The 23768-nt window shown below is 72.7% G+C and carries 20 protein-coding genes; 9 read left to right on the forward strand and 11 right to left on the reverse strand.

Annotation, left to right across the window (positions count from 1 at the left end; all coding sequences use genetic code 11):
* Positions 1-66: 66 nt before the first annotated feature.
* Together IE217_RS09035 and IE217_RS09040 are read right to left on the reverse strand one after the other, a co-directional pair.
* Positions 67-804 carry a class I SAM-dependent DNA methyltransferase gene (locus IE217_RS09035; RefSeq protein WP_190177216.1) on the reverse strand — a complete coding sequence of 246 codons (738 nt, stop codon included), beginning with the start codon at positions 802-804 and terminating at the stop codon, positions 67-69.
* A 50-nt stretch (positions 805-854) separates the two neighbouring features.
* Positions 855-1187 carry a hypothetical protein gene (locus tag IE217_RS09040; protein ID WP_229865136.1) on the reverse strand — a complete coding sequence of 111 codons (333 nt, stop codon included), beginning with the start codon at positions 1185-1187 and terminating at the stop codon, positions 855-857.
* Between the two features lie 108 nt (positions 1188-1295).
* Here IE217_RS09040 and IE217_RS34590 point away from each other — a divergent pair, with 108 nt between their 5' ends.
* Positions 1296-1439 (forward strand): hypothetical protein, encoded by a 144-nt coding sequence (locus IE217_RS34590; protein WP_229865138.1) that lies wholly within the window; start codon positions 1296-1298, stop codon positions 1437-1439.
* A 132-nt stretch (positions 1440-1571) separates the two neighbouring features.
* A complete protein-coding gene (locus IE217_RS09050; protein ID WP_190177217.1) occupies positions 1572-3791 on the forward strand; it encodes an ATP-binding SpoIIE family protein phosphatase in 2220 nt (739 codons plus the stop codon).
* An 8-nt stretch (positions 3792-3799) separates the two neighbouring features.
* Here the strand turns inward: IE217_RS09050 and IE217_RS09055 are convergent, their stop codons facing one another.
* Both IE217_RS09055 and IE217_RS09060 read right to left on the reverse strand, forming a co-directional pair.
* A complete protein-coding gene (locus IE217_RS09055) occupies positions 3800-4609 on the reverse strand; it encodes a thioesterase family protein (RefSeq protein ID WP_190177218.1) in 810 nt (269 codons plus the stop codon).
* Between the two features lie 102 nt (positions 4610-4711).
* Positions 4712-5875 carry an FAD-dependent oxidoreductase gene (locus tag IE217_RS09060; RefSeq protein ID WP_190177219.1) on the reverse strand — a complete coding sequence of 388 codons (1164 nt, stop codon included), beginning with the start codon at positions 5873-5875 and terminating at the stop codon, positions 4712-4714.
* A 128-nt stretch (positions 5876-6003) separates the two neighbouring features.
* Here IE217_RS09060 and IE217_RS09065 point away from each other — a divergent pair, with 128 nt between their 5' ends.
* Both IE217_RS09065 and IE217_RS09070 read left to right on the forward strand, forming a co-directional pair.
* Positions 6004-6777, forward strand: a complete 774-nt coding sequence (locus IE217_RS09065; RefSeq protein WP_190177220.1) for an enoyl-CoA hydratase-related protein — start codon at positions 6004-6006, stop codon at positions 6775-6777.
* A 186-nt stretch (positions 6778-6963) separates the two neighbouring features.
* The gene (locus IE217_RS09070) at positions 6964-7788 is read left to right on the forward strand and encodes an SAM-dependent methyltransferase (RefSeq protein WP_190177221.1); all 825 of its coding nucleotides are present in this window, start codon (positions 6964-6966) and stop codon (positions 7786-7788) included.
* On the opposite strand, the gene IE217_RS34595 is transcribed toward IE217_RS09070, so the two are convergent.
* Positions 7757-8122, reverse strand: a complete 366-nt coding sequence (locus IE217_RS34595; protein WP_229865140.1) for a hypothetical protein — start codon at positions 8120-8122, stop codon at positions 7757-7759. The two genes, IE217_RS09070 and IE217_RS34595, sit on opposite strands and share 32 nt — an antisense overlap.
* Before the next feature lie 167 nt (positions 8123-8289).
* Between IE217_RS34595 and IE217_RS34600 the strand changes: the two genes are divergently transcribed.
* The gene (locus IE217_RS34600; RefSeq protein ID WP_229865142.1) at positions 8290-8742 is read left to right on the forward strand and encodes a hypothetical protein; all 453 of its coding nucleotides are present in this window, start codon (positions 8290-8292) and stop codon (positions 8740-8742) included.
* A 68-nt stretch (positions 8743-8810) separates the two neighbouring features.
* Here the strand turns inward: IE217_RS34600 and IE217_RS09080 are convergent, their stop codons facing one another.
* The 5 genes from IE217_RS09080 to IE217_RS09100 form a co-directional block, all read right to left on the reverse strand.
* Positions 8811-11414, reverse strand: a complete 2604-nt coding sequence (locus tag IE217_RS09080; protein WP_229865144.1) for a collagenase — start codon at positions 11412-11414, stop codon at positions 8811-8813.
* Between the two features lie 676 nt (positions 11415-12090).
* The gene (locus IE217_RS09085; protein ID WP_190177222.1) at positions 12091-12798 is read right to left on the reverse strand and encodes a GntR family transcriptional regulator; all 708 of its coding nucleotides are present in this window, start codon (positions 12796-12798) and stop codon (positions 12091-12093) included.
* Positions 12799-12869: 71 nt separating this feature from the next.
* The gene (locus IE217_RS09090) at positions 12870-14321 is read right to left on the reverse strand and encodes an aminopeptidase P family protein (protein WP_190177223.1); all 1452 of its coding nucleotides are present in this window, start codon (positions 14319-14321) and stop codon (positions 12870-12872) included.
* 124 nt (positions 14322-14445) lie between these two features.
* Positions 14446-15921 carry an aminopeptidase P family protein gene (locus IE217_RS09095; RefSeq protein WP_190177224.1) on the reverse strand — a complete coding sequence of 492 codons (1476 nt, stop codon included), beginning with the start codon at positions 15919-15921 and terminating at the stop codon, positions 14446-14448.
* A complete protein-coding gene (locus IE217_RS09100) occupies positions 15918-16442 on the reverse strand; it encodes an ATP-binding protein (protein ID WP_190177225.1) in 525 nt (174 codons plus the stop codon). Before IE217_RS09100 ends, IE217_RS09095 begins: the two co-directional genes overlap by 4 nt.
* A gap of 204 nt (positions 16443-16646) precedes the next feature.
* Here IE217_RS09100 and IE217_RS09105 point away from each other — a divergent pair, with 204 nt between their 5' ends.
* The 3 genes from IE217_RS09105 (at position 16647) to IE217_RS09115 (ending at position 21981) form a co-directional block, all read left to right on the forward strand.
* Positions 16647-17621, forward strand: coding sequence for a LysR family transcriptional regulator (locus tag IE217_RS09105; RefSeq protein ID WP_190177226.1), 975 nt, complete (start codon positions 16647-16649; stop codon positions 17619-17621).
* 623 nt (positions 17622-18244) lie between these two features.
* Positions 18245-20305, forward strand: a complete 2061-nt coding sequence (locus tag IE217_RS09110) for a SpoIIE family protein phosphatase (protein ID WP_229865145.1) — start codon at positions 18245-18247, stop codon at positions 20303-20305.
* A gap of 218 nt (positions 20306-20523) precedes the next feature.
* Positions 20524-21981 (forward strand): cation:proton antiporter domain-containing protein, encoded by a 1458-nt coding sequence (locus IE217_RS09115; protein WP_190177227.1) that lies wholly within the window; start codon positions 20524-20526, stop codon positions 21979-21981.
* Positions 21982-22016: 35 nt separating this feature from the next.
* On the opposite strand, the gene IE217_RS09120 is transcribed toward IE217_RS09115, so the two are convergent.
* Positions 22017-22484 carry an SPW repeat protein gene (locus IE217_RS09120; protein ID WP_308432702.1) on the reverse strand — a complete coding sequence of 156 codons (468 nt, stop codon included), beginning with the start codon at positions 22482-22484 and terminating at the stop codon, positions 22017-22019.
* A gap of 257 nt (positions 22485-22741) precedes the next feature.
* On the opposite strand from IE217_RS09120, the gene IE217_RS09125 reads away from it, so the two are divergent.
* On the forward strand, positions 22742-23755 hold the full coding sequence (locus IE217_RS09125) for an SDR family oxidoreductase (RefSeq protein ID WP_190177228.1): 1014 nt from the start codon (positions 22742-22744) through the stop codon (positions 23753-23755).
* Positions 23756-23768: the final 13 nt, after the last annotated feature.

Raw genomic sequence — 23768 nt, forward strand, 5'->3', positions numbered from 1 at the left:
CTGCGGCTCCGCCTCGCGAATCGCGCGACTCCGCCTTGCCGGTTCTCGGACTCCGCCTCGCGGGTCCTACGACTCCGGCTTCCGGCAGCGCAGGAAGAGGTGTTCCTCGGGCGGTACGTCCGGGCCGGCCGGGACACACGTCCACGCGGACTCGCCGACGACTTCGAAGTGCGCCGCCTCGACCACGGCCCGCAACTCCTCCCGCCGGTACCCGGACACCCGGATGCGCCCGCCCAGGAACGGGATCGGGAAGTCGTCCAGGTCCGCCTCCACCATGGACAGCGCGAACAGGCCGCCGGGGACGAGGAGATGACGGATCGTCCGCAGCGCCAGGGGGATCTCCGCGCGGGGCAGCATGAGCAGCGAGAAGAAGGCCGCCACCGCCTGGAAGCGGCCCAGGTCGCGGGGGCCTCCGGGGCGCAGGTCGGCGATGTCCGCGCGGTGGAACTCCCCCGCCGGTACGTGGTCGCGGGCCAGCGCGACCATCACCTCCGACAGGTCGACGCCGACGACCTCAAGCCCGGCCTCGGACAGCCGGCGGGCGGTCGGCACCCCGGTGCCGCATCCCAGGTCGAGGACGCGGGATCCGGCGGGCAGTGAGCCGACGAGCCACTCGGTGGCCGCGAGCTGCCCTTCCTTGTCCGGGAAGGCCTCGTCGTAGCGGCTGCTGATCCGGTCGAACGCCTCGGCCTGCCCTGTGCGGTCGGGGCGCAAGTGCCGGTAGCCGTGCCCATCGTCGTGCTCGTCCTCGTGGTCGTGCTCCTGGTCGTGCTCCTGCTCCGGATCGCCGCTGGGGCCGCTCATGCGAAGTCTCCCGTCCGGTTGATCACGTCGAGCCGGCGAGGCGCCGCCGGTCAGCCCAGCGAGGCGGTCGCCGCGCGCAGGTCCGCCAGCGCTGTCAGCACGTACGGTGCGAGCCCCTCCGCGTCGTCACGATCACTCTCGCACCACTGGGCATACCCCCGCTTGAACGCGAGGACTCCCAGCTCGCCCGCGAGACGCGCGGTCGGGTCGGGGACACCGCGGCGGGCGAGGGCTGCCGTCATGGCGGCGGCGAGACCCCCGCTCTTGAGGGCGTCGCGATCCTGGAGTTCGGTGCCGGCCGCCACGGCCGCCTCCAGGCGCGGGCCGAGCTCGCGGTTGGCCGGGCCCATGGCGCTCGACGCGCACTCGTGACGGGCCGCCACCGCCTCGAGGGGGCCGGCACCCGCCGGCGCCTCGGTGATGCAGTCGGCGAGCAGGAAGAAGGTTGGGAGACCTCATGCACGCGCGACTACAGCACCCCGGAGGCGCTCGTGCGGAGCGTGGCCGAGGAGGGCGCGGCCCTCGCCGCGCTGGGCGAGGAACTCATCGGCAGCGGCGCGAGGTCGTCGCCGACGTCGGCGCAGGACCGCGTACCCCACTCGCCACGCCCGGCGGGGCACGAGGGGCGGGAGTAGGGTCGGTGGCATGAGGCGTGCGCGGGTCGGCGAGGCGCGGCGCCGCCCGAGCACGGCGGCGAGCCGTCACCCTGAAGGCATCCGGTTCCGGTCATGAGCAACCTTCCGCAACACCCAGAAGACCCGCGGGGCGTGCCGGCCGCCACGGAAGGGCTGCGTGAGGCGCTGGTGGCGCCGCTGTCGGAGTGCACGGCCATGCCCGGGGTGCTCGCCGCCGTCGTCTACCTGGCCGAGCCTGGGCGGTCACGGCTGAAGGCGGCAATGATCCAGGGCTCGGTACCCTTTCTGTTCGGCATGCCCGACACCATGCCCGCCGACGCCGGCCACGCCTCGGCCACCGCGTGGCGGACCGGCCGGTTCACGGTCGTCGGCGTCCCCGTGCCCGAACCCGGCACCGTGGCACCGCCCCGGCTGATCCCCTTCCCCTACGCCGCCGTTTCAGCGCCGCTGGTGTCCGGCGGCGGCGCGCGGTACGGAGCACTGACGCTCATCCGCCTCCTGGCCCCCGGCGGGAACTGGGCGGCCGATCCCGCCCAGGAGGCCGCGCTCACAGGCGTCGCGCGGCGGCTCACCGAGCGGCTGGACGCGCTGGCGGCGAGCGGGGCGGCCATCACGCCCGGCCCGAACGTCGTCCTGGTGGCGGGTCCCGACGGCGAGCAGCACGCCGGGGCGGCCGGCTGGGGAGCGCCGGGCGTGCCCGGCTCCGCGGGTCTGTCACTCATGTACCAGGTGCACAACCTCAGTACGCGGCTGACCCAGTTGACGAGTCTGGACGAGATCATCCCCGCGGTGATGACCCGTGTCATGGCCCCCTTCGGCGCGCGCGGAATCGTCGTGGGCCAGGTGACGGGCGAGCGGCTGTGGATCGTGGGCAGCAGCGGCGTGAGCACGTCCCTGGTCCGGGAGTTGCACGGAGCGGACGTGGCGGTGGGCAGTCCGTGGGCCGACTCGCTCCTCACCCACTTTCCCCGCTTCTTCGACAGCCCGGCGGCGCTGCGCCGGGACTACCCCGGCGCGTACGACGGCGACGACTCGGTGCGCGGCTGGGCGTTCCTGCCGCTGTGCGTGGGCTGCCGTCCGGTGGGCGTGTGCTGCCTCACCTTCGGCGAGGAGCGCTCCCTCACCACCGAGGAGCGGGCCGCGTTGATGATGCTCGCGGACCTTCTCGCCTCGGCCGTGGAGCGGGCCAGGCTGGAGGCCTACGAGCACACCCTGGCGGAGAGTCTGCAGCGCACCCTGCTGCCGCGGTCGCTGACCGCGCTGCCGGGTGTGATCACCACCGCGCGCTATGTCCCGGCCCGCACGGAGGCCGGTCTGGGGGGCGACTGGTACGACGTGCTGCCGCTGCCCGACGGGCGCCTCGCGCTGATCGTCGGTGACGTGGAGGGGCACAGCACCGACAGCGCCATCGTCATGGGCCAGTTGCGCAGCGCGGTGATGGCGTACGTCAAGGAGGGGCACGATCCCGCGGCGGTGCTCAGCAGGGCGGGGCGGCTGCTGTCCGACTTGGACACCGGGCTGGTCGCCACGTGCTGCCTGGCGTTCCTCAACCTCGAGGACGGCGTGGTCGAAGCGGCGCGCGCGGGCCATCCCGCGCCCCTGCTGCGCCGTCCCGACGGGCGGCTGGAGCACCTGGACCTCGTGGCGGGCAGGCCGCTGGGACTCGCCGACGCGGCGGGCACGAACTCCTCCGCGGTCGTCCCGCCGGGCAGCACCCTGATGCTCTACACCGACGGCATGTACCAGGCGCGCACCGGGGACTTCTTCCCCCGCACGCTGGACCTCCTGGCCCGCGACGACGCCGACCTGGAGGAACTGGCGGACCGGCTGGTGGAGACCGCGGCGGACGGCCACGACGACGACCTGATCCTGCTCCTGGCCCGCTTCGAGGGCGGGGTCGCGGGGGCCAGTCGGCGCATCGAGCAGCTGGAACTGCCGCGGCACGACCTCGCGGGTGTGGCGGCCGCACGCCGGTTCGTCCACGACTGCCTGCGGCGCTGGGACGCCACAGAGATCTCCGACGCCCTGGAGCTGATCACGTCGGAGGCGGTGACCAACGCCCTCATCCACGCCGACAGCGCCGTCGACGTCCGTGTCCGCGAGTACGACGACCGGGTCCGGCTCGAGGTCCGCGACTCCGACGCCCATCCCCCGCTGCCGTCGGCGATTTCCGTCTGCGACGAGGCCGCGCAGAGCACGGCCGAACACGGCCGGGGCCTGATGATCGTGGACAGTCTGGCCACCGCCTGGGGCAGTTCGCCGCACGGGCGCGGCAAGACGGTGTGGATGGAGCTACGACTCGGTCCCCGGGGCTCCCGGCAACCCGGAACGGCGTCCGCCTCCGTCGGCTGACCGTCCTTTCACGCGCCGCGTCCCGTGCGCGGGGCCACGTACAGGCTCTGCGTGCTGCGGCCGAGCGGGCCCTTCTCGTCGTGCAGGGCGGACTCGGCCAGGCCGATGCCCGCGCCGTCGACCATCGTCCGCGCGTCGAGGCAGACCCACTCGCCCTCGGGATGGCGGTGCAGGCTGACACTGAGGTCGGTGTTGACGAAGACGTAGCGGTGGTAGTCGAGTTCGGCGCTGACACCGTTGCCCGAGTCGGCGGCCGTGAGCACCCGGCTGAGCGGCGCGGTCTCCTCGCCCGCGACCAGGGGGACCCGCATGCGCATCCACGCCGTGGCCGGGCCGGACTCGAGGAACGAACCGGCGGCGAAGCGGACTTCCATGGCCGTGTGGTAGCCCTGGTCCCAGGGGACGGGGAAGAACTCCTTCGCGGGCACCGCCGACGGCCCGGGCACCCGCGGGCCCGGCGACACCTGCGGCACCGAGTCCGGCGCGGTCTTCATCAGCAGGGCCGTCACCTTCATCACCTCACGGCCGTCGTCCGGCGTGAGCACGGCCTCCACGAGTTCCACACTGCGCCCGGACCGCAGCACGCGCGTCGCCACGGTCAACGGCCGGATCGGGACCGGGCGGACGATCTCGTACGTCAGCCGGACGATCCGCGCGTCCGGGCGCGCGCCCCGGCGCCGCTCCACGGCCAGCGCGAGCAGCGCCGCCGGCGGACCGGCGTGCTGGGAGCCGGCGTCCCAGGGGCCCCGGGTGTACTCGGTCGGCAGGAACCGGTCGTCGGCCTCCCGCACGTAGAAGGCCTCCGCTTGCGACGTCATGGCTCTGCCGTCCTTCCTCCACCCGGGATACAACTAAGCGCTTGCTCATTCTGCAACGCACCCACTCCACCCGTCGACACCCGCATCGGCGCGCTTCCCCCTTCACCTCCAGCGGGAGGCGAGCCCGCGCATCAGAAGGGTCGAGGAGGCCGGTGCCGCCTTGACGAACCCGAAGAAGGGGCCGAAGTCCTGCGTGGCCGCGAAGCCGGTCAGGAACAGCCCGGGCACCGTCGTCCCGAAGCTCTCGTCGAGGACGGGGAAACCGTTCCGGGTGGCGATACGGTCCCGGAGCCCGGCCAAGTAGGGCACCCGGGAGAGATCCGGCGCGTACCCGGTGGCGAACACGATCCGGTCCTCTTCCAGTGTTTCGCCGTTAGACAGGCCGATCTCCAGGCGGCCCTCGGCACCCGCGTCCCCGCCCACGGCCACACCCACCACCTCGCACCGCGGCCGGACCCGCACGACCGAGGAGTCCAGACGCGGCGGCAGCCACGGCTCCAGCGTGGCCCGGCCGGCCTCCCGACAGCGGGCGACGACGGCGGCCCGCTCCGCGGCGGTCAGCCTGCGCCACCAGCCTTCCACCCTCAGCGTGCTCTCCACGTAGTCGTCGAAGAAGTCCCAGCTCACGGCCGCGAAGCGGGGCGCGGGGTGGCGGTGCACGATGTCGACGCGCTCCGCGCCGTGCTCGCTCATCAGCGCCGCCCACTCGTACGCGCTCTGCCGCCCTCCCACGATCAGGACGCGCCGCCCCGACAGGGCGTCGAAGGAGACCAGGTCACTGCTGTGGGCCATGCGGCCGGGGGGCACCTCGCGCGCCCAGCCGGGGAGCGAGGCGAAGTAGCCGACGCCGGGGGCGGCGACCACCACGTCGCTGCGCACGCGTCCGCCGCCGGACAGTTCGGCCTCGAATGCGCCGTCGCGCCGTGCGATGGCGGTGACGAGTTCCTCCCTGACCTCGATCCCTTTGGCGGCGCGGAACCAGTCGGCGTAGTCGAGGAAGACACCGACGGGGATCGGCTCGAAGCCGTCCGGGGTGAGACGCCGGTCGTGCAGGTAGGCCCGCAGGGTGTGCTCCTCGCTCGCGTCCAGGTGCCAGCCGGGGCCCGAGCGCAGGAGCATCCCGTCCGGCATGCGCTCGCGCCAGAAGCCCATCGGCCGGCCGACCGTCACCACGTCGACGCCCTGCTCGCGGGCGAGCGCGGCCGCGGACAGGCCGAACGGGCCCGCGCCGACGACGAGCATGTCCGTGGAGGTGGTGTGGTTCATGATCCGGCTTCCTGTCCCCCGGCCCGCTCGCGCGCCCGGGTGACCGCCCCGCTCCTGCCCAGGATCGGCCGGGCGCGGACCACACGGCAACCCGGCCCCGGTGCCCGGGTCCGGCGTAGGGTTGGCGCATGGCCGCGTACGAGCACCTCACCGTGGAGGCTCGGGGAGAGCACACCTGGGTCACCCTCGATCGTCCCGAACGCAGGAACGCCCTCAGCTGGGGCATGCTCCGGGACCTGCGCAAGGCTCTCACGGAGGTGGCGGGCTCCCCGGCGACGGGCATCGTGCTGGCCGCCAACGGCCCGGTCTTCAGCACCGGGCACGACTTCGCCGACGTCCTCGCCGCGGACACCGACGAAGTCCGCGAGCTGCTGGAGCTGTGCACCGAGGTGATGCGGCTGGTGCAGACCGTGCCGCAGGTCGTGGTCGCCCGGGTGCACGCCCTGGCCGTGGCCGCGGGGTGCCAGCTCGTGGCGAGCTGCGATCTGGCGGTGGCGGCGGAGTCCGCCGGATTCGCGCTCCCCGGCGGCAAGGGCGGCTGGTTCTGCCACACGCCGGCCGTCGCGGTCGCCCGCTCGATCGGGCGCAAGAGGCTCATGGAGATGGCCCTGACCGGCGACGTGACCGACGCCCGTACCGCCGCGGACTGGGGGCTGGTCAACCGGGCGGTGCCCGACGCGGAGCTCGACGCGGCCGTCGGGGACCTGCTCACCCGCGCGACCCGGGGCAGCCGGGCCAGCAAGGCGCTGGGCAAGCAGGCCCTCTACGCCCAGCTGGACCGCCCGGAGGCCGACGCCTACGAGATCGCCTGCGAGGTCATGGCCGACTCGTCCCAGTCCCCGGCGGCCCGCGAGGGCATCGCCTCCTTCCTGGAGAAACGCAAGCCGCGATGGCCCGAGTAGGGCCCTTGTCGAAGCCTCACCCGGGCAGCCAGGGCGTAGCAGCCCGTCGAGACGGGGACGCGGTTCCGGCCGGGACCTTCGCGGCGAGGCCACCGTTCGGGATTTCCGGCACCACGCGGTCCCCAGTCGGCGCTGAATCGCGAAAGTGATGGTCAACGGGGCGTATCAGGGGGGAAGATGGCGACCATGACGGTAGAAGGTTCCTCCATCGACCCCAGCAGGCCCAGCATCGCCCGCGTGTACGACTACCTGCTCGGCGGCAAGGACAACTACGCCGTCGACCGGGAGATCGGCGATGTGTTCAAACGCGACCTGCCGGGTTCGGTGGCCATCGCCTTCGCCAACCGCGCGGCCCTGACCCGGGCGGTCCGGGAGATCGCCACGACCACCGGCGTACGGCAGTTCATCGACCTCGGCAGCGGCCTGCCGACCGCCGACAACGTCCACCAGGTCGCGCAGCGGCACGCCCCGGAGTCCCGGGTGGTGTACGTCGACATCGACCCCCAGGTGCTGATCCACGGCCGTGCGCTGCTGGAGGAGAACGACCGGACGCGCGTCCTGGCGGCCGACGTGCGTGACCCCGAGGCGATCCGCACCCACCCGGACACCGCCGAGCTGATCGACTTCGACCAGCCCGTCGCCGTCATGTTCAGCGCCATCCTCCACCACGTGAACGACGAGGAGGACCCGGCCGCCATCGTCCGCTACTGGCGCCAACACGTGCCCTCCGGAAGCTACTTCTTCGTCAGCCACTTCCGTTCCGGCAGCAACCCCGAGACGGCGGAGGCGGAGAAGGTCCTCCAGGAGACGTTCGGCCGCGGCCGGTGGCGTACGGACGAGGAGATCGCGTCCCTGCTGGACGGCCTGGAGATCGTCGAACCCGGGATCGTCCCGGCGTCCCTGTGGCATCCGGACGAGGCCGAGGTCGAAGACCCGTGGAAGAGCGGGGGCGAGCGGGAACTGACCGTCTGGGAGCGGCTCATCGCGGCCGGTCTGGCCCGCAAGCCCTGAGTTCGCGGACCTGTGCGGCCGCGTCCCCGGCCCGGCGCCGGGCCTGACGCACCTCACGGCCCAGGTCCCGTGCGCGCTCCTGTGCCTGCCGGGCGGCCTCACGTGATCGCTGCTGCTCGCGCTCGGCCTCCCGGAGGCGGCGGGAGAGATCGGTGACACGCTCCTCGGCCTGCCGCTGTTCCGTCTCCGCCCGCGTCCGCTCCTCCTCGGCGGCGGCCAACTCGCCTTCCCGGTACTGAAGTTCCTGTTCGGCCTGCGCCGCCTGCCGCCGGGCCTGCTCCAGGCGCTCACGCTGTTCGCGGCGGCGGGCCCGCGCGGCCTCCAGATCGGCCACCTCTCCTGCGGACCGGGCGGCACGGCGCCGCGCGGGGCCGGGGCCGCTCGCCGTGCGGATGCGGCCGAGTCCGCGGCGGCGGCGGGGAAGCCGACGGGTGCGCTCAGGGGCCTGTCCAGACGGCCCTTCGCCCACTCCTCGGCCGCCTCCGGGTCGGCCAGCACCGCGTGCAGGGTGTCCTGTACCTCCTGGCGGGCGGCCTCGCTGATCCGCCGGCCTTCCCGTGCCGCAAGCTGCCCGGCCTGCCGGGCCAGGGCCAAGGTGAGCTGGTGCTGCCGCGCCGACAGCTCCCGCAGCTGATCTCCGTCCAGGTCCTGGTGGGCCTGACGCAGCGCCTCCCCGAGTTGGAGCAGGCCGTCCACCTCGTCCGGGCTCTCGCGCACCAGCAGGTTGCTCGCCCACGCGGCCAGCGTCGGCCGGCGCAGGCGGCGGATCCGCCCGGCCAGCTCCCGGTCACCGGCGGCCCGGGCCTCCTCGGCCCGCGCGTCCCGTACGGCCGTGAAGTCACCCGGCGCGAGGGCGTACAGCTCGTCGACGACAGCGTCCAGCTCCACTCGCGCCTCCCAGCCGCATCGCCCCCAGTGCCACGATTCTGGCACTGTTCGCCCCGAATGCCCTGAACGCCGAAGGTGCGGCCCGGGACCTGCTCGCAGTCCAGGTCCCGGGCCGCACCGGCATGCTCCGCCGGTCAGTACTGGGTGGAGACGGTCACCCCGGAGAAGCTCTGCGCTCCGTAGAGGGTGATGTAGTTGTAGCCGGCCGGGGGGTTGGTGAGGGTCAGGGTGTGGCTGTTGCCCGCACCGGTCGCGCGGCTGGTGTAGCTGGTGCTGGTGGCCCAGCCGCTGCCGCTGTAGTACAGGTCGGCGTCACCGCTGCCGCCGGACGTGGTGATCTTGAGCTGGCCCACGCCGGACGGCAGGTAGATGTAGAGGTAGTCGTTGCCGCCGGCGGCGGCGGAGCGGTTGCTGCGCTTGCAGTTCTGGTCGAGCATCCGCGTGTCGGCGCCGGTGCACTCGGTGCCGGTGCCGCCGCCGGAGCCCACCGTGACCGTCTTGGTGACCGTGCCGATCGCGCCCTTGTCGTCCTTGACGGTGAGCTTGACGCTGTAGGCGCCCGCCGCGCTGTACGTCTTGCTGGGGTTGGCGGCGGTGGAGGTGGTGCCGTCACCGAAGTCCCAGGACCGGGAGGCGATGGTGCCGTCGGAGTCCGTGGACTGGTCGGTGAAGGTGGCGGTCAGGTTGCTGACGGTGGCGCTGAACGCGGCGGTGGGGGCGTTGTTGCCGGGCGGGTTGGTGCTCCCGCCGCAACTGCCGGCCGCGCAGCCCGCCAGCCAGGTGTACCAGTCGCTGTCGTAGCGGCTGCCGATGGTGCCGGTGAGGTAGGAACGGGCGGCGTTCCAGTTGCCGGAGCGGTAGTAGCCGAGGACGGTGTTCATGTCGGAGGGGTGGTTCTCCAGCATGTACCGGACGGCGAGGTAGCCCCAGCGGTAGATGCGCGTGGTGTCGTTGCTGTAGGTGGTGTCGAACAGGGTGCTCAGGGCGTACGTGCCGCGTCCGGCCTCGGTCATCGCCTCGTTGTAGGTGACGCCCCGGTAGGAGTAGGAGACGTACTCGGCGAAGCCCTCGATCCACCACACGGTCGGGGTAGTGATGCCGGCGTTGAAGTCGCCGTACATGTCGAAGCGGCCGTCGAGGTAGTGCGTGTACTCGTGGTTGAGGTTCCAGATCTGGAAGTCCGGGCGCAGCCACTCGGCCTCGTAGGCGATGAAGCGGGGCTGGTTGCCGGCGGCGGCCGGGTCGCCCTCGAGGTACATGCCGCCGTTGTTGGTGTCGATGCCGTACATGGCGCCGGCGTAGGTCTGGTAGTCGGTGCTGGAGTCGAAGACGACGACTTCGATGGTGGTGTTGTTGTCGTTCGCGACGGGGCCGTTGTCGTGGACGACGCTGTGGAAGTACGCGTCCTGGTTGCGCAGGCTGGCACAGGTGGACGACAGCTCGCCCGAGGTCATCTGCTGCGCCTTGATGGTGATGCTGGAGCTGCACGGGTAGGTCACCGTGAGCACCGAACTGGTCAGCTGCTGCTGGAGGTTGCAGGTGCCGTAGTAGGAGCAGTTGCTCTTGTCGTAGGAGTCGGTCATCTCGGCCACACCGACCCACAGCGGGGCGGTGTTGCCCTTGATGGAGCTGGAGTTGAGCAGGCCGGCGGCCAGCGGACGGACCTTGCCCAACATGGCTGAGTGCTGCAGGAACCGGCCCAGTTCACGCCCGGCGTTGGACGTCAGGTAGGACTGGTCCGTGCCCAGCAGGGAGGTGTGGGTGGCGGCGAAGCCGTAGAGCGCGTCGATCAGGCTGGGGTCCGACTGGACGGCCGTGACGAACTCGGGCACCTGGTGGCCGCGGAACGTCACCGTGTAGACGTTGTTGACCGCGCTGAGCATCCACCAGGACGTGTTCCAGGAGGAGTTGTAGTCCGCCAGCAGCCGCTTGACGACGTAGATGTAGCGGGCGTTCTCCTCGGAGCTGTCGATGAGGGTGACCGCCTCGGCCAGCGTCTCGCCGTTGGCGTCGGTGACGTCACGGGAGTGGGCGCTGGCGAAGAACGCGTCGAGACCGGCACGGATGGCCGTCTTCAGGCCGGAGCCGTAGGCGCCCACCGTGCTCGCGTTGTAGTACTGGACGTAGTAGCCGGCGCGCAGATAGAGCACCAGCTGCGGCATGCCCGTGGTGGAGTTGCCCGGGTAGGACGCCGAGCCGTCGCGCAGGGCGTAGGCGACGGAGGTCATCTGGGACTCGCGGAAGGCGTTGTAGGCGTCGCTTCCGGTGAGGTTGAACAGCGTGTTGACGCAGTCGGTCGTGGACGACTTGATCTGCTGCACCAGGGCGCTGCCGGTACGGCTGGTGAAGTCCGCGACGTTGCAGGCGGCGACCGCGGCCGCCTTCTTGCCGGAGCGCGCCTGGTCGCGTCCGGCCGAGTCCATCGACTTGGAGGGCCGCGGCGGGAGCGTCTCCGGGCGGCCGTAGGGCTGCTTGAGCGAGTTCTTGCTCGCCGCCAGCGGCGGTATCTGTGACGCCTTCAGGCGCCCCTTGCCGACGTGGTCGGTGTCGGTGGCGGCGGTCTGCGCCATGGGCGCGGGGTCGTGCTGCTTCTGGGCGCCGGCCGCCGAGTGCGCGGTGTGCGCCGGGGCGCCGGTCCACGCGGCGGCCGGCTGGGCGAGCATCCCCGCACCCATGGCCCACGCCAGGGTCAGGGGGAGCACCGCGCCCAGACTTCGCCGGACGAGTGTGGTTCTCACTTACGCCTCCCATGAGGGGTTGGGCCACGCCGTACGTGGCCGATGGGATCCGCTGATGTGCAGGTCGTGCGTCTGGGGAGAAGGGCCGCGCTCTCGCTGGGGAGCGGTTCCGCCCTGCCTGCGCTTCGCGATCAGACTTGGCATGGCCACGACCTGTGCCATGTACCATTGCACAGGTGACATGGTTCCGGAAGCCGTCCGTGCCAATTCGAGGCCGCGAGTTGCCGCGGGGGGGCCGCCGGGGCGGCGAAGGGCCTGATCGGAACGGCCTTGCGGGACAAGAGAGTTGGTGGGGACCGGGCCACCGGGACGTGCGGGCGGGCGTCGGCGTCACACGGAGGCGGAACGGGTTCGACCCGCCGACCGCCGAAACTACCGGCCGGCCGCCAGAGCTATCGACCGCCGCGACTGTCAGCCGCCGGAACTACCGGCTGTCGGAACCACCGGTCGCCGGACCACCGACCGCTGGAACCACCGGCCGCCGCGGCTGTCAGCCGCCGGAACTGCCGGTCGCCGAGCCGCCGCTCACCAGACCTACCGGCTGCCGGAACGGCCGGCCGCCGGACCACCGACCGCTGGAACCACCGGCCGCCGCGGCCGTCAGCCGCCGGAACTGCCGGTCGCCGAGCCGCCGCTCACCAGACCTACCGGCTGCCGGAACCACCGGTCGCCGGACCTACCGGTCGCCGAGGCGGAGCGCGGGCTCGGCGGCCTTCGCGTCGGCCCGGCCGTCAGCCCACAGGGTGCGCACGTGCGCGAGGTGGCTGCGCATGCACTTCTCCGCCTCACGCGCCTTGCCGGCGACGATCAGGTCGAGCAGCTCGATGTGCTCCTGCGCGGAGGCGACCAGCCGCCCGGACTCGTCGAGGTTGGCCAGCCCGTACAGACGGGACCGCTTGCGCAGGTCGGCCACCACCTCGACGAGGTGCTGGTTCCCGGCGAGCGACAGCAGTTCGAGGTGGAATTGGTGATCGGCTTCCAGGTACGCCAGTACGTCGTGCCGCTCGGCCGCCGTCACGATCTGCCGCGCCAGCGGACGCAGCGCCTCGAGCTGCTCCGGACGTGCCGACCTCGCGACCCGCCCCACGGTGGGCACCTCGATGAGGGTACGGATCTCGGTGAACTCGTCGAGGTCCCGGTCGGTCATCTCGGTGATGCGGAAACCCTTGTTGCGGACCGCTTCGACCAGGCCCTCCCTGGCCAGGTCGAGCATGGCCTCGCGCACCGGGGTCGCCGAGACACCGAGTTCCGCGGCCAGGCTGGGGGCGGAGTACACGACGCCGGGGCGCAGCTCGCCGGCGATGAGCGCGGCGCGCAGCGCGTTGGCCACCTGGTCCCGCAGATGCGTCTGGACCGAGATCACCTGCGGTTTGAGATGAGGCATCGCCGCTCCCTGAGCCCTCGGTCCGATCGCCTCCCACTATACAATGTCACGTTTCCCGGTTACGCCCGTGCTCACAGGGACGCCATCCACACCTCCACCTCGTCGGAACCGCGCGGCAGGGCCGAGGACAGGCAGAGGGCCCCGTCCGCGGTGATCAGGAAGTCGTCCTCGATCCGGACGCCGATGCCGCGCAGTTCCTCGGGGACCGTCAGGTCGTCGGGCTGGAAGTACAGGCCCGGTTCGACGGTCAGGACGTGCCCGGCCTGGAGCACACCGCCCAGGTAGGCCGCGTCGCGGGCGCCGGCGCAGTCGTGGCAGTCCAGGCCCAGCATGTGCCCCGTTCCGCACACGGTGTACCGGCGGTACGGACCGGAGTCCGGAGGGGAACCGGGGCCCGGCGCCGTGCGGCCCGCCGGTCGCAGGCCCCAGGAGTCCAGCCCCTCGGCGATGACCCGCGTCGCGGCGGCGTGGAAGTCGCCGTAGCGCGCGCCGGGCCGCAGCGCGGCGATGCCCGCCGACTGCGCGGCGAACACCAGGTCGTAGACCCGCCGTTGGACGTCGGTGAAGCGTCCGCCGGCCGGCAGCGTCCTGGTGACGTCCCCGGTGTAGAAGGAGTCGGCCTCGACGCCCGCGTCCAGCAGGAGCAGATCGCCCTCGCGCACCGGTCCGTCGTTGCGCATCCAGTGCAGCACACAGGCGTGCGCCCCGGCCGCCGCGATGGTCTCGAAGCCGAGGCCGTGACCCTCCAGCCGGGCACGCCGGTTGAAGGTGCCCTCGATCCAGCGCTCGCCGCGCTCGAGCCGCATGGCGTGGCGCAGCTCGCCGGCCACGTCGTGGAATCCGGCGACGGTGGCGCCCACGGCCGTGCGCAGCTGGTCGATCTCCCACTCGTCCTTGACCAGCCGCAGCTCCGCCAGGAACGTCACCAGTTCGGCCTCGGCGCGGGGTGACGGCGGGACCAGCGCGTCGACGAGCGGGTCCTCGCCGCGCACCACGCGGGTGGGCACGTCTGCCGTCAGGGCCCGCTCCAGGCCGTCGCGTGCGGCGGCCTCGACGCCGAGGGCCTGCTCGGTCTCGGCGAGGGTCCGCCGCCGCCCGGTCCAGAACTCGCCGTAGCGGCGGTCGCTGTGGAACTCCGTGCCGTCCGGCCCGCCGTCGCGCGGCGAGCGCGGCCGGGTGAAGAGGGTGGCCGAGTGGCCGCTCCCGGTGGGCTGCAGGACGAGGACGCTGTCCGGGACGGCCTGCGTTCCCTGTTCGGCGGTGAGGTGGACGAACGCGGAGTGCGGCCGGAAGGTGTAGTCGAAGTCGTTGCTCCTGACCTTCAGTCCGCCCGAGGGGACGACGATCCGTTCGCCGGGGAACCGTTCGGACAGCGCCGAGCGCCGCTTGGCCGCGCACGCCGCCCCGGACACCGGCGGAAGACGCGCACGGGTGTCCGCCCAGCCTCCTCGGAAGGGGTCGGCCGCCGCGGCCGGAACCTCGCCTCCGTCGTCGTGCGGGCCTTGCCCGTCCGTGTGTGACATGTGTCTTCCCCCAATACCGATGGAAGCCGATGTAAGCCGCTGGATGCCTCTGGAACCGATGTGTGCCGCTGGATGCCTCTGGAAGCCGGTGGGTGCCCTGGAGCCGTTGGAAGCCCGGGGGGCGTCAGCCGCGCAGCCGCGCCATCCAGTCCTCCACCTCGTCGGCGCGGCGCGGCAGCCCGGCCGACAGGTTCTCGTTGCCGTCCGCGGTGACCAGGATGTCGTCCTCGATGCGGACGCCGATGCCGCGCAGTTCCTCGGGGACCGTGAGGTCGTCGGGCTGGAAGTACAGGCCCGGTTCGACGGTGAGCACCATGCCCGCTTCGAGGGTGCCGTCGACGTAGGTCTTGGTGCGGGCCCTGGCGCAGTCGTGCACGTCCAGGCCGAGCATGTGTCCGGTCCCGGCCAGGGTCCAGCGCCGGTGGAGTCCGAGTCCGAAGGCCTCCGCCGCCGGCCGGCGTCCGAACAGCCCCCAGGCGGCGAGGCGTTCGGCCAGTACCCGCTGGGCGGCGTCGTGGAAGTCGCGGTATCCGGCGCCGGGCCGCACGGCGGCGATGCCGGCCTCCTGCGCCGCGAACACCGCGTCGTACACCTCGCGTTGTAGCGGGGTGAAGCGGCCGTCGACGGGCAGGGTGCGGGTCACGTCGGCGGTGTAGAGGTTGCGGGTCTCCACCCCGGCGTCCAGCAGCAGGAGGTCGCCGGGGCGGGCCTCGCCGTCGTTGCGGACCCAGTGCAGGGTGGTGGCGTGCGGTCCGGCCGCGCAGATGGAGGTGTAGCCGACGTCGTTGCCCTCGACGCGGGCGCGCGTCCAGAAGGTGCCCTCGATGAGGCGTTCCGGAGTGGGTGCGGTGCTGCCGAGGGCGCGTACGACGTCCTCGAAGCCGCGGACGGTGGCCTCGCAGGCGAAGCGCAGGTCGGCGATCTCGAACTCGTCCTTGACCAGGCGCATTTCGGCGAGCGCGGTACGGAGGTCGTCGTCGGCGGCGGCCATCACCAGGCCGGCCAGGGCGGCGTCGACGGCCGGGTCGTGGCCGCGCAGCAGCCTCACCGGGCCGGTGGCCGCCTCCAGCAGTGCGGGCAGGGCGCGGACGTCGCGGCAGGGCAGGCCGAGGAGGCGCTCGTTCTCGGTGAGACTGTTGCGGCGGCCGTCCCATAGTTCGCCGTGCGGGTCGAGCCAGAACTCCCCGTCGGCCCGGTCGGAGCGCGGGAGCGTGTGCAGGACGGCCCGGTGCCCGCCGTACTGGCCCGGTTCCAGGACGAGTACGGCGTGAGGGGACTGGTCGCCGGTGAGGTGGACGTAGTCCGAGGTGGGCCGGAACGGATACGCCGTGTCGTTGGCGCGGACCTTCGGGACGCCGGCCGGGATCACCAGCAGCTCGCCCGGAAAGCGGGCGGAGAGCTCTGCCCGGCGGCGCGCGGTGTAGGCGGCCTGCGTGATGGGGGTCAGGTCGTGGCGCTCGGTGCCGGCCCAGCCCTTTTTCATGTTCTCGGCGAGTTCCGGGCTCACTCCCCGATTCAGGCCGTTCTTCCGCCGTCTGTTCTCGTCCGTGTCCTCGGTCACCCATGTCTCCTGTGTCGAGAGAATAGAAGCGGTGGTCATGTCGCCGGAAAGAGGAGCCGGAGCACATTCGCTCCCGCGGAAGTGACCGTCCAGCGCGCGGAGTCGTCGTCCCGGCGGCTTTCCATTACGGCATTCACCGGCATTTCGTCATCGTTCCGGACGGGCCGCTCGGACAGCGGGAGGACCGCCCAGCAGCGCTTGCCGGAGTCGGTGTATTCCGTGCCGTGGAAAAGACTCAAGGCGTCGATCAGCACGATGCCGCGCCCGCTCTCGTGGTCGCAGCCGGCCACGCAGGGCCGCGGCCGCACCCGGCTGCCGTCGAGGACCGCGAGAACGAGGAGGCCACCGCCGCGCTCCACGCGCAATTCGACCGTCAGGGGGCCACCGGCGTGCTGAAGACCGTTGGTCAGCATTTCCGAGGCGATCAATTCGAGGCGGAAGAGCTGATCGCCGTCGACCGGTACGTCCCAGGACGAGACGGCCGACGAAATACGGCGGCGCGCGTCGCGGACCGCTGCCGCCGTTCCTTCGACGGTGAAGCGGAGTTCGGTGTGGGGCATGGTGGCTCTCCTTCGCGGATCGTCCCGGCGGGAGGACGGCGCGAGTGGAGGTTTCCACGGCGGTGCCGGTCGGGACAACGGGCCGGGCCATAAGAAAACGAACGGCCGGGGCATAACGTCGCCGTGCGGGCGGTGACCGTGCCCGGTGCGGTTCTCGCCGCCGGTCGCATAATGGTGCCGCTTCTTCGAACAATGAGGTGTGCCGTGGAACTTGAGCTGCGTCATCTGCGGGTGCTGTGCGCGATCGCGGACTGCGGCAGCGTCGGCAGGGCGGCGGCCGCGCTGGGCCTGACCCAGCCGGCCATGAGCACGCAGTTGCGGCGCATCGAGCGGCTGCTCGGCGAGGGACTGTTCGTCCGCAGCAACACGGGCGTGGAGCTGACCGCCTACGGGACGGAGGTCGTCAGCCAGGCCCGGGACGTGCTGGCCCGCGCCGACGCCCTCGGACGGGGGCGCGCCGGCTCCGCGTCCGCGGCGGGCGCCAGGACGGTCCGGCTGGGGGTCACCAACACCCCCGTGGTCCCGGACCTGTTGGGCAATCTGCGGGACGCGTGTCCGGACCTCACCGTCACCGTGTCGAGCGTGTACGCCACCGGGGAGCTGGTGCGGCTCGTGGAGGCCGGTGAACTAGACGCGGCGCTGGGCGTCGACTATCCCGGGCTGCCGGTGCGGCACTCCCCCGCGCTGGCGCACCGTGCCATCAACACCGTGCCGATCTTCGTGGCCATGCACGCCGGCCACCCCCTGGCGCACCGGGTGGAGGTGCCGCTGGAGGAGCTGTCGCGGGACACCTGGTTCGTCACCGCCGACGACGGGGTGGGGTGGCCCGGTGCCTTCTACGACGCGTGCGAGGCCGCCGGTTTCGCGCCCGGGAACACCCACGAGTTCCACGTGCTCGAACAGTTGCAGTCGATGATCGCGATGGGCCTCGGGGTGACCGCCGTGCAGCCGACCCTGCGCCCCATCGACGGGGTGCTGGTCAAGCCGCTGGCCGGTGATCCGCTGTGGCAGCGCCTGCTGCTGGTCTGGCGCCGGGACGCCGTCGAGGCGCCGGTGGCCGAGGCCCTGCACCACCACGCCGTCCGGGTCTACCGGAACCTGCTGGCCCACGCCCCTCACCTGCAGAGCTGGCTGGCACGCGCCTACACGGCCACCCGCGCCGGCGACGCGCTCCGCTGACCCGGGGCGGGCGGCGTCAGGAACCGGCCGTGAAGGGCGGCACCAGCCGGGACGGACGCGCAGGGTCGCGGTAGGTCTCGCGTAACCCGCGGCGCCGTCATCCGGATCGGCCGCGACGCGGCGACGTGGATCCTGAGCCGACCGAGCTGGTCGCGCGGTGGCTGGAGGAGGCGGTCGGGGACATCGAGGCCGGGCTCACCCAGGCCGGGCGCCCCGAGCCGTACCAGCGGCGCCTGCGTGGTGTGCTCGCCATGGCGCGGCCCGACCACGTCGCCCAGAGCCGGGAGCGGGCCGGCCGGCGGCTCAGCCGGGACCACGTGCTCGACGAGCTCACCAGGAGCCGGGCACGGCTGCCGGGCACGGCTCCCGGGCCGGCGGGCCGCGCAGCAGCCGCCGGGATGCGGCCCGCCGGTCCGCGCGACGCCGCCCGCGGGGGCATGCTGGTCATACGTGCCGGTCCCTGCGGGCCCATCGCGCCGTGCGCGCGTCTCGCGGCGCGTCCTCGCGGCCGGCGCGGGACCGTACCGCCTCGTGGACGGGGCGGCCGGCCTGCCCGGCCCGCCGCCCGCTCCGGGCACCGCGGCGGGTGCGCGACGAGGCCGGCAGGGGAAGGAGCGACCGCGATGAGTCCGACGCACAGGCCCCCGGGCCTGGACCAGGCGGCTCAGCCGACCGGCCTGATGGATCTGCTGGGCGTCGCCGCGGTCCTCCTGGATGCCTCCGGCCGGGTCGACATGTGGAGCCCGCAGGCCGAGGAGCTGTTCGGCTACAGCGGGGCCGAGGCGGTCGGGCAGTACGCGGCGCCGCTGCTGCTGCACCCGGAGAACCAGGACGCGGCCATCACGCTGTTCGCCGAGGTGATGGAGACCGGCCGGGACTGGGCCGGGGCCTTCCCCGTGCGGCACAAGGACGGCCGCACCCGCATGGTCGAGTTCCGCAACATGCGGCTGACGGACAGCCTCGGCGACCACTACGCCCTGGGGCTGGCCGCCGACCGCACCATACTGCGGCAGGTGGAACGCGACCTCGCCCTGTCCACCCGGCTGGTCACCCAGGCTCCGATCGGCCTGGCCGTCCTCGACACGGAGCTGCGCTACCTGGTCGTCAACCCCGCCCTGGCCTCGATGCACGGCGTGTCCGAGAGCGAGCACGTCGGCCGCGCCTTCCGCGAGGTGCTCACCGGCCCGCGCTTCGTGGCCGCGGAGGCCGCGATGCGGCAGGTCCTTCGCACCGGGTCGCCCGTCATCGACCAGCACGTGGTGGGCCGTACGCTCGCCGACCCGGAGAACGACCACGCCTGGGCCGTGTCGTTCTACCGGCTGGAGGACCACCACGGGCAGACGCTCGGCATCGCCAACGTGGTCGTGGACGTCACCGACCGCTACCGGGCCGCGATGCAGGCCGACCGCGCCCAGCAGCGGCTGCGCCTCATCGCCGACGGCTCGGCCGGCATCGGCACCACGCTGGAGGTGGAGCGCACCGCCCAGGAACTGGCCGACGTGCTGGTGCCGGGCCTGGCCGACATGGCCGCCGTGGACGTCCTGGACTCCGTCCTGCGGACGGGCCGTACGGACACCGGTCAGGGCCCCGCCCTCCTGCGCGCCCTCGCGGTGAAGACCGCCTACCCCACCAGCGCCAGCCGGGCGCTCATCCAGCCCGGGCACCTCACCACCTACCACGCCGACCACCCGGCGGCCCGCGTCCTGCGCACCCGCCGCCCGCTCCTGATCAGCCACCTCGACGGCCAGGAGCTCACCCTGGTCGCCTCCGACTCCGCCGCGGCCCGCCTGCTCGCCGAGGCCGGCGTGCACACCGACATGGCCGTCCCCCTGATCGCCCGCGGCCAGGTCATCGGCGTCCTCGGCCTGGCCCGCGCCCGCAACCCCGTGGCGTTCGACGAGGACGATCTCGCGCTGGCCTGCGAACTGGCCGCCGTGGCCGCCCTGAGTATCGACAACGCCGTGCTGCACCAGCACATCCGGCGCGCCGCCGAGACCCTCCAGCGCAGCCTGCTGCCGCGGCTCTCGCCCCGGCATCCCGGTCTCGAGGTCTGCGCCCGGTACCGTCCCGCGCAGGCCTTCAGCGAGGTGGGCGGCGACTGGTACGACGTCATCCCCCTGGACGACGACCGCACCGTCCTCACCGTCGGCGACGTCATGGGCAGCGGCATCCCGGCCGCCACCACCATGGGCCGCCTGCGCACGGCCACCTCCACCCTCGCCGGCCTCGACCTCGACCCCGCGCAGGTCCTCACCCACCTGGACCGCATCACCCAGGGCCTGGACCCCTACATCGCCACCTGCGTGTACGCGGTCTACGACCCCAAGCGCGCCCGGCTCGAGGCCGCCTCCGCCGGCCATCTGCCCCCGGTGCTGCTCCGGCCCGGGCGGGCGCCCGAACTGCTCGACCTGCCCACGGCCACTCCCCTGGGGGTCGGCGGCGTGCCCTTCGAGGCGGCCACCGTCACGCTGAGACCCGGTGATCAGCTGGTCCTCTACACCGACGGGCTGGTCGAGACCCGCGAGGACCCCATCGACGCGCGCCTCGCACGCCTGGTGGAGCTGCTGGGACAACAGCAGGACTCCACCGAGGAGATGTGCGACCTGCTCCTGGAACAGCTGCGCCACCCCGCCGCCTACGACGACGTGGCGCTCCTCATCGCCCGCGCGCAGCCCCTCGCCTGAGGGGACGTCCACACGAGCAGGCCGGCGTCCGGCCGTTCGCGCAGCCCGGCGACCTCGGTGCGTGCGCCGCGCCCGCGCCGCTGACGGGCGCCGGCTTCGTCCGCGGCCCCGTCGTCGGCGCGGCCGCGCTCACAGGCGCCGCAGTGGGCGATCTTGCGTCGGGGCGTCCGCCCCGGGGAACTGTGAGTCGCGAGTGTCCGCGATGAAGGGGCGAGCCGGTGGAGGGTGTGGAGTCGTTCGCGAGGGCCGTGCTGGTGGTGGCGCTGGCGGCGACCGTGGCGGTGCTGTCCAACCGGCTCAGTGAGCGCACCCGCGTCCCGGCGCCGGCGTTCTTCCTGCTGGCGGCCGCGGTGGCCTCGGACCTGGTGCCCCGGCTGGAGAGCTTCCCGATCACCTCCGTGCAGAACGTGGTGACCGTCGCCCTGGTCGTGCTCCTCTTCCACGGCGGGATGGACCTGGGCTGGCGGCGACTGCGGCCCAACGCGGGCGCGGTGGTGTGGATCGGCGTGGCCGGTACGTTCGCCACGGCCGCCCTGCTGGCGCTCGCCGCCCTTCTGCTCGGGTTCGGCCGGCACGCGGCCCTGCTGCTGGGCACGGCCCTGGCGCCGACCGATCCGGCGGTGGTCTTCTCCGTCCTCGGCCGGCGCGAGATCACCGGCCGGACCGGAGTGCTGCTGGAGGGCGAGTCGGGGGCCAACGACCCGGTCGGCATCGCGCTCATGGCGGCGCTGCTGACGACGACCGGCGGTTCGGTGGCCGGGACGGCCGGGCAGGTGGCGCTGACCTTCGCCGAGCAGATGGCGGTCGGGGCGGCGATCGGGCTGGGCGGCGGCTGGGCGCTGAAGTGGTTCATCCAGAAGGTTCCGCTGCCCAGCGAGGGCCTGTACCCGCTGCGCGCGCTCGCCGGGGCGTTCGCCGTCTACGGGGCCGCCACGGTGGCGCACGGTTCCGGCTTCCTCGCGGTGTTCACCGCCGGGATCCTGCTGGGCGACGCGCGGGCGCCGTACAAACGGGAGATCGAACGGTTCCACGCGGCGCTGTCGAGCCTGGCGGAGATCGTCGCCTTCACGCTGCTGGGGCTGAGTGTCCCGCTGGCGACCTTCGCCGCCGAGGGCGCGTGGGCCGACGGCCTCATCCTGGCCGTGCTGCTCGTACTGGTGGCGCGCCCGCTGGCGATGGCGGCGCTGCTGTGGCCGCTGCGCCTGCGGGGCGGGGAGCGGGTGTTCCTGGCGTTCGCCGGGCTCAAGGGAGCGGTGCCCATCCTGCTGGGCAGCTTCGCGGTCAGCGCCCGTCTGGCGCACTCGCAGCAGATCTACGACGTGGTGTTCGTCGTCGTGGCGTTCTCCGTCGTCGTGCAGGGCGCCCTGGTGCCCACCGTCGCCCGGTGGTGCCGCATTCCCATGCGGGCCGGGGAACTGGAGCCCTGGGCGCTGGGGGTCCGGCTGCGCGACCGCCCCGAGGGGGTGTGCCGGATCGTGGTCGAGTCCGGCTCGGCGGCCGACGGCTGCGCCGTCGCCGACCTGGACCTCGGGGAGCACGTGTGGGTCAGCCTCGCCATCCGCGAGGGGGCCCTGCTGCCGGTGAGCGGGGCGACCCGGCTGGCGGCGGGGGACGAGATCCTGCTGCTCACCGACCCGGAACAGGCCGCTGATCCCAGCGGCCTGTTCCGGAAGTGAGTCGTGCGGACCTTCCCGCGGTCAGGTTCCCGCGGTCAGGTACGCCGGCTCCGGGCGGCCATCGCCGTGGTCACCACCCCCAGCAGGAGCGCGACGGCTCCCGTGATCGTATTGCTCACGATCGTGCCCGTGGTGGCCGAGGCGTGCTGCACGACCCAGGGGGCGATGATCGCCCAGGCGCCGATGCCGGCGGCCGCCCAGCCCATGCCGAACGTCCGCTCGTAGGCCGATCCGAAACCGAGGCCGAGGACCGCGAGGGCGATGCCGGTGACCAGGTTGCTGATCGCCAGCGGGTTGCCGTTGAACCCCACGACCCAGGGGGAGATCGCCAGGTAGAGACCGGTCAGCAGCGTCAGTCCCTCGACGGCCTGAAGGGCAGGCTTCGCCGAGACCTCGGCGGCATGAGCACGCAGGGCCAGAAGGTCGGGATGTTCTTCGATGCGGGAATGCATGGCCACGTCGGCCACCTTCTTCCTTTCCGTTTTTCCGTTCTTGCGTTCCACATGACGCGTATCCGAGGAGGGGAGGGCCAATCATGGCACAGTGCAATTATTTAGATTTGTTGTCTGCCGGGGAGGCCGGCGGCCACGAGTGCGCCGCCGCCGAGACGGTGGTCTGCCCAGACGGTGGCCTCACACCCGCGCACCGGTTTCGCTCCTTCGCCGGGCGGTCCGTTTGCGCCCGTGGCGATCGCGGGTACTCCGGTGTCTTCGACAGCGCAGGTGCCATCGGCTTCGCGCAGGAGGGAGACGGATCACCCATGCCGAGCAGAACAGGGCGCAAGCTCGCCGTGGTGACCGGGGGAACCGCCGGGGTCGGCCGCGCCACCGTGCGCGAGTTCGCCGCCCACGGCTACGACGTGGCCGTGCTCGCCCGCGGGCAGGCCGGGCTGGACGGCGCGGTCGCCGACGTCGAGGCCGCCGGGGGCACCGCGCTCGGCATCCCCACCGACGTGGCCGACCACAACGCCGTACGCGAGGCCGCCGAGCGGATCGAGGACGAACTCGGGGAGATCGACGTGTGGGTCAACGTGGCCTTCGCCGGTTCGCTGGCCTTCTTCTGGGACACCTCACCGGAGGAGTACGAGCGCATGACCCAGGTCACCTACCTGGGCCAGGTCAACGGCACCCGGGCCGCCCTGGAACACATGCGGCCCCGCGACCGGGGCGTCGTCGTCAACGTCGGCTCGGCCATGGCCTACCGCTCGATCCCCCTGCAGTCCGCCTACTGCGGGGCCAAGCACGCGGTGAAGGGGTTCAGCGAGTCGGTGATGACGGAACTGCTCCACGAGCACAGCAACGTCAAGGTCTGCATGATCCAGCTGCCCGGCCTGAACACCCCGCAGTTCAACTGGAACCTCAGCCGGATGCCGAAGCACCCCATGCCCGTGCCGCCCGTCTTCCAGCCCGAACTGCCCGCCAAGGGCATCGTCTTCCTCGCCGAGCACCCCCGGCGCAACATGTGGGTGGGCGTGTCGACCGCGTACACCATCCTGGGCGAACGCCTCGCGCCCAAGTTCCTGGACTTCTACCTCGGCCGCAAGGGCGTGGGCAGCCAGCAGACCGGCAGGGACCTCCCCCGGTGGGAGCCCAACCTCCACGAGCCCTCCGACGCGCGCACCGACCGCGGCGCCCACGGCGTCTTCGACGACCAGGCGCACGCCCGCGACCCGCTGCTGTGGCTGTCCCGGCACCGCCGCGCCCTCGCGTGCGCGCTGACCGCGACCACGGCGGCACTCGGCCTGGCCACCACCCGCACCCGCTCACACCGGTGACAGGAGAGGATCT

The organism is Streptomyces naganishii JCM 4654, assembly GCF_014650575.1.
Classification (GTDB): Bacteria; Actinomycetota; Actinomycetes; order Streptomycetales; family Streptomycetaceae; genus Streptomyces; species Streptomyces naganishii.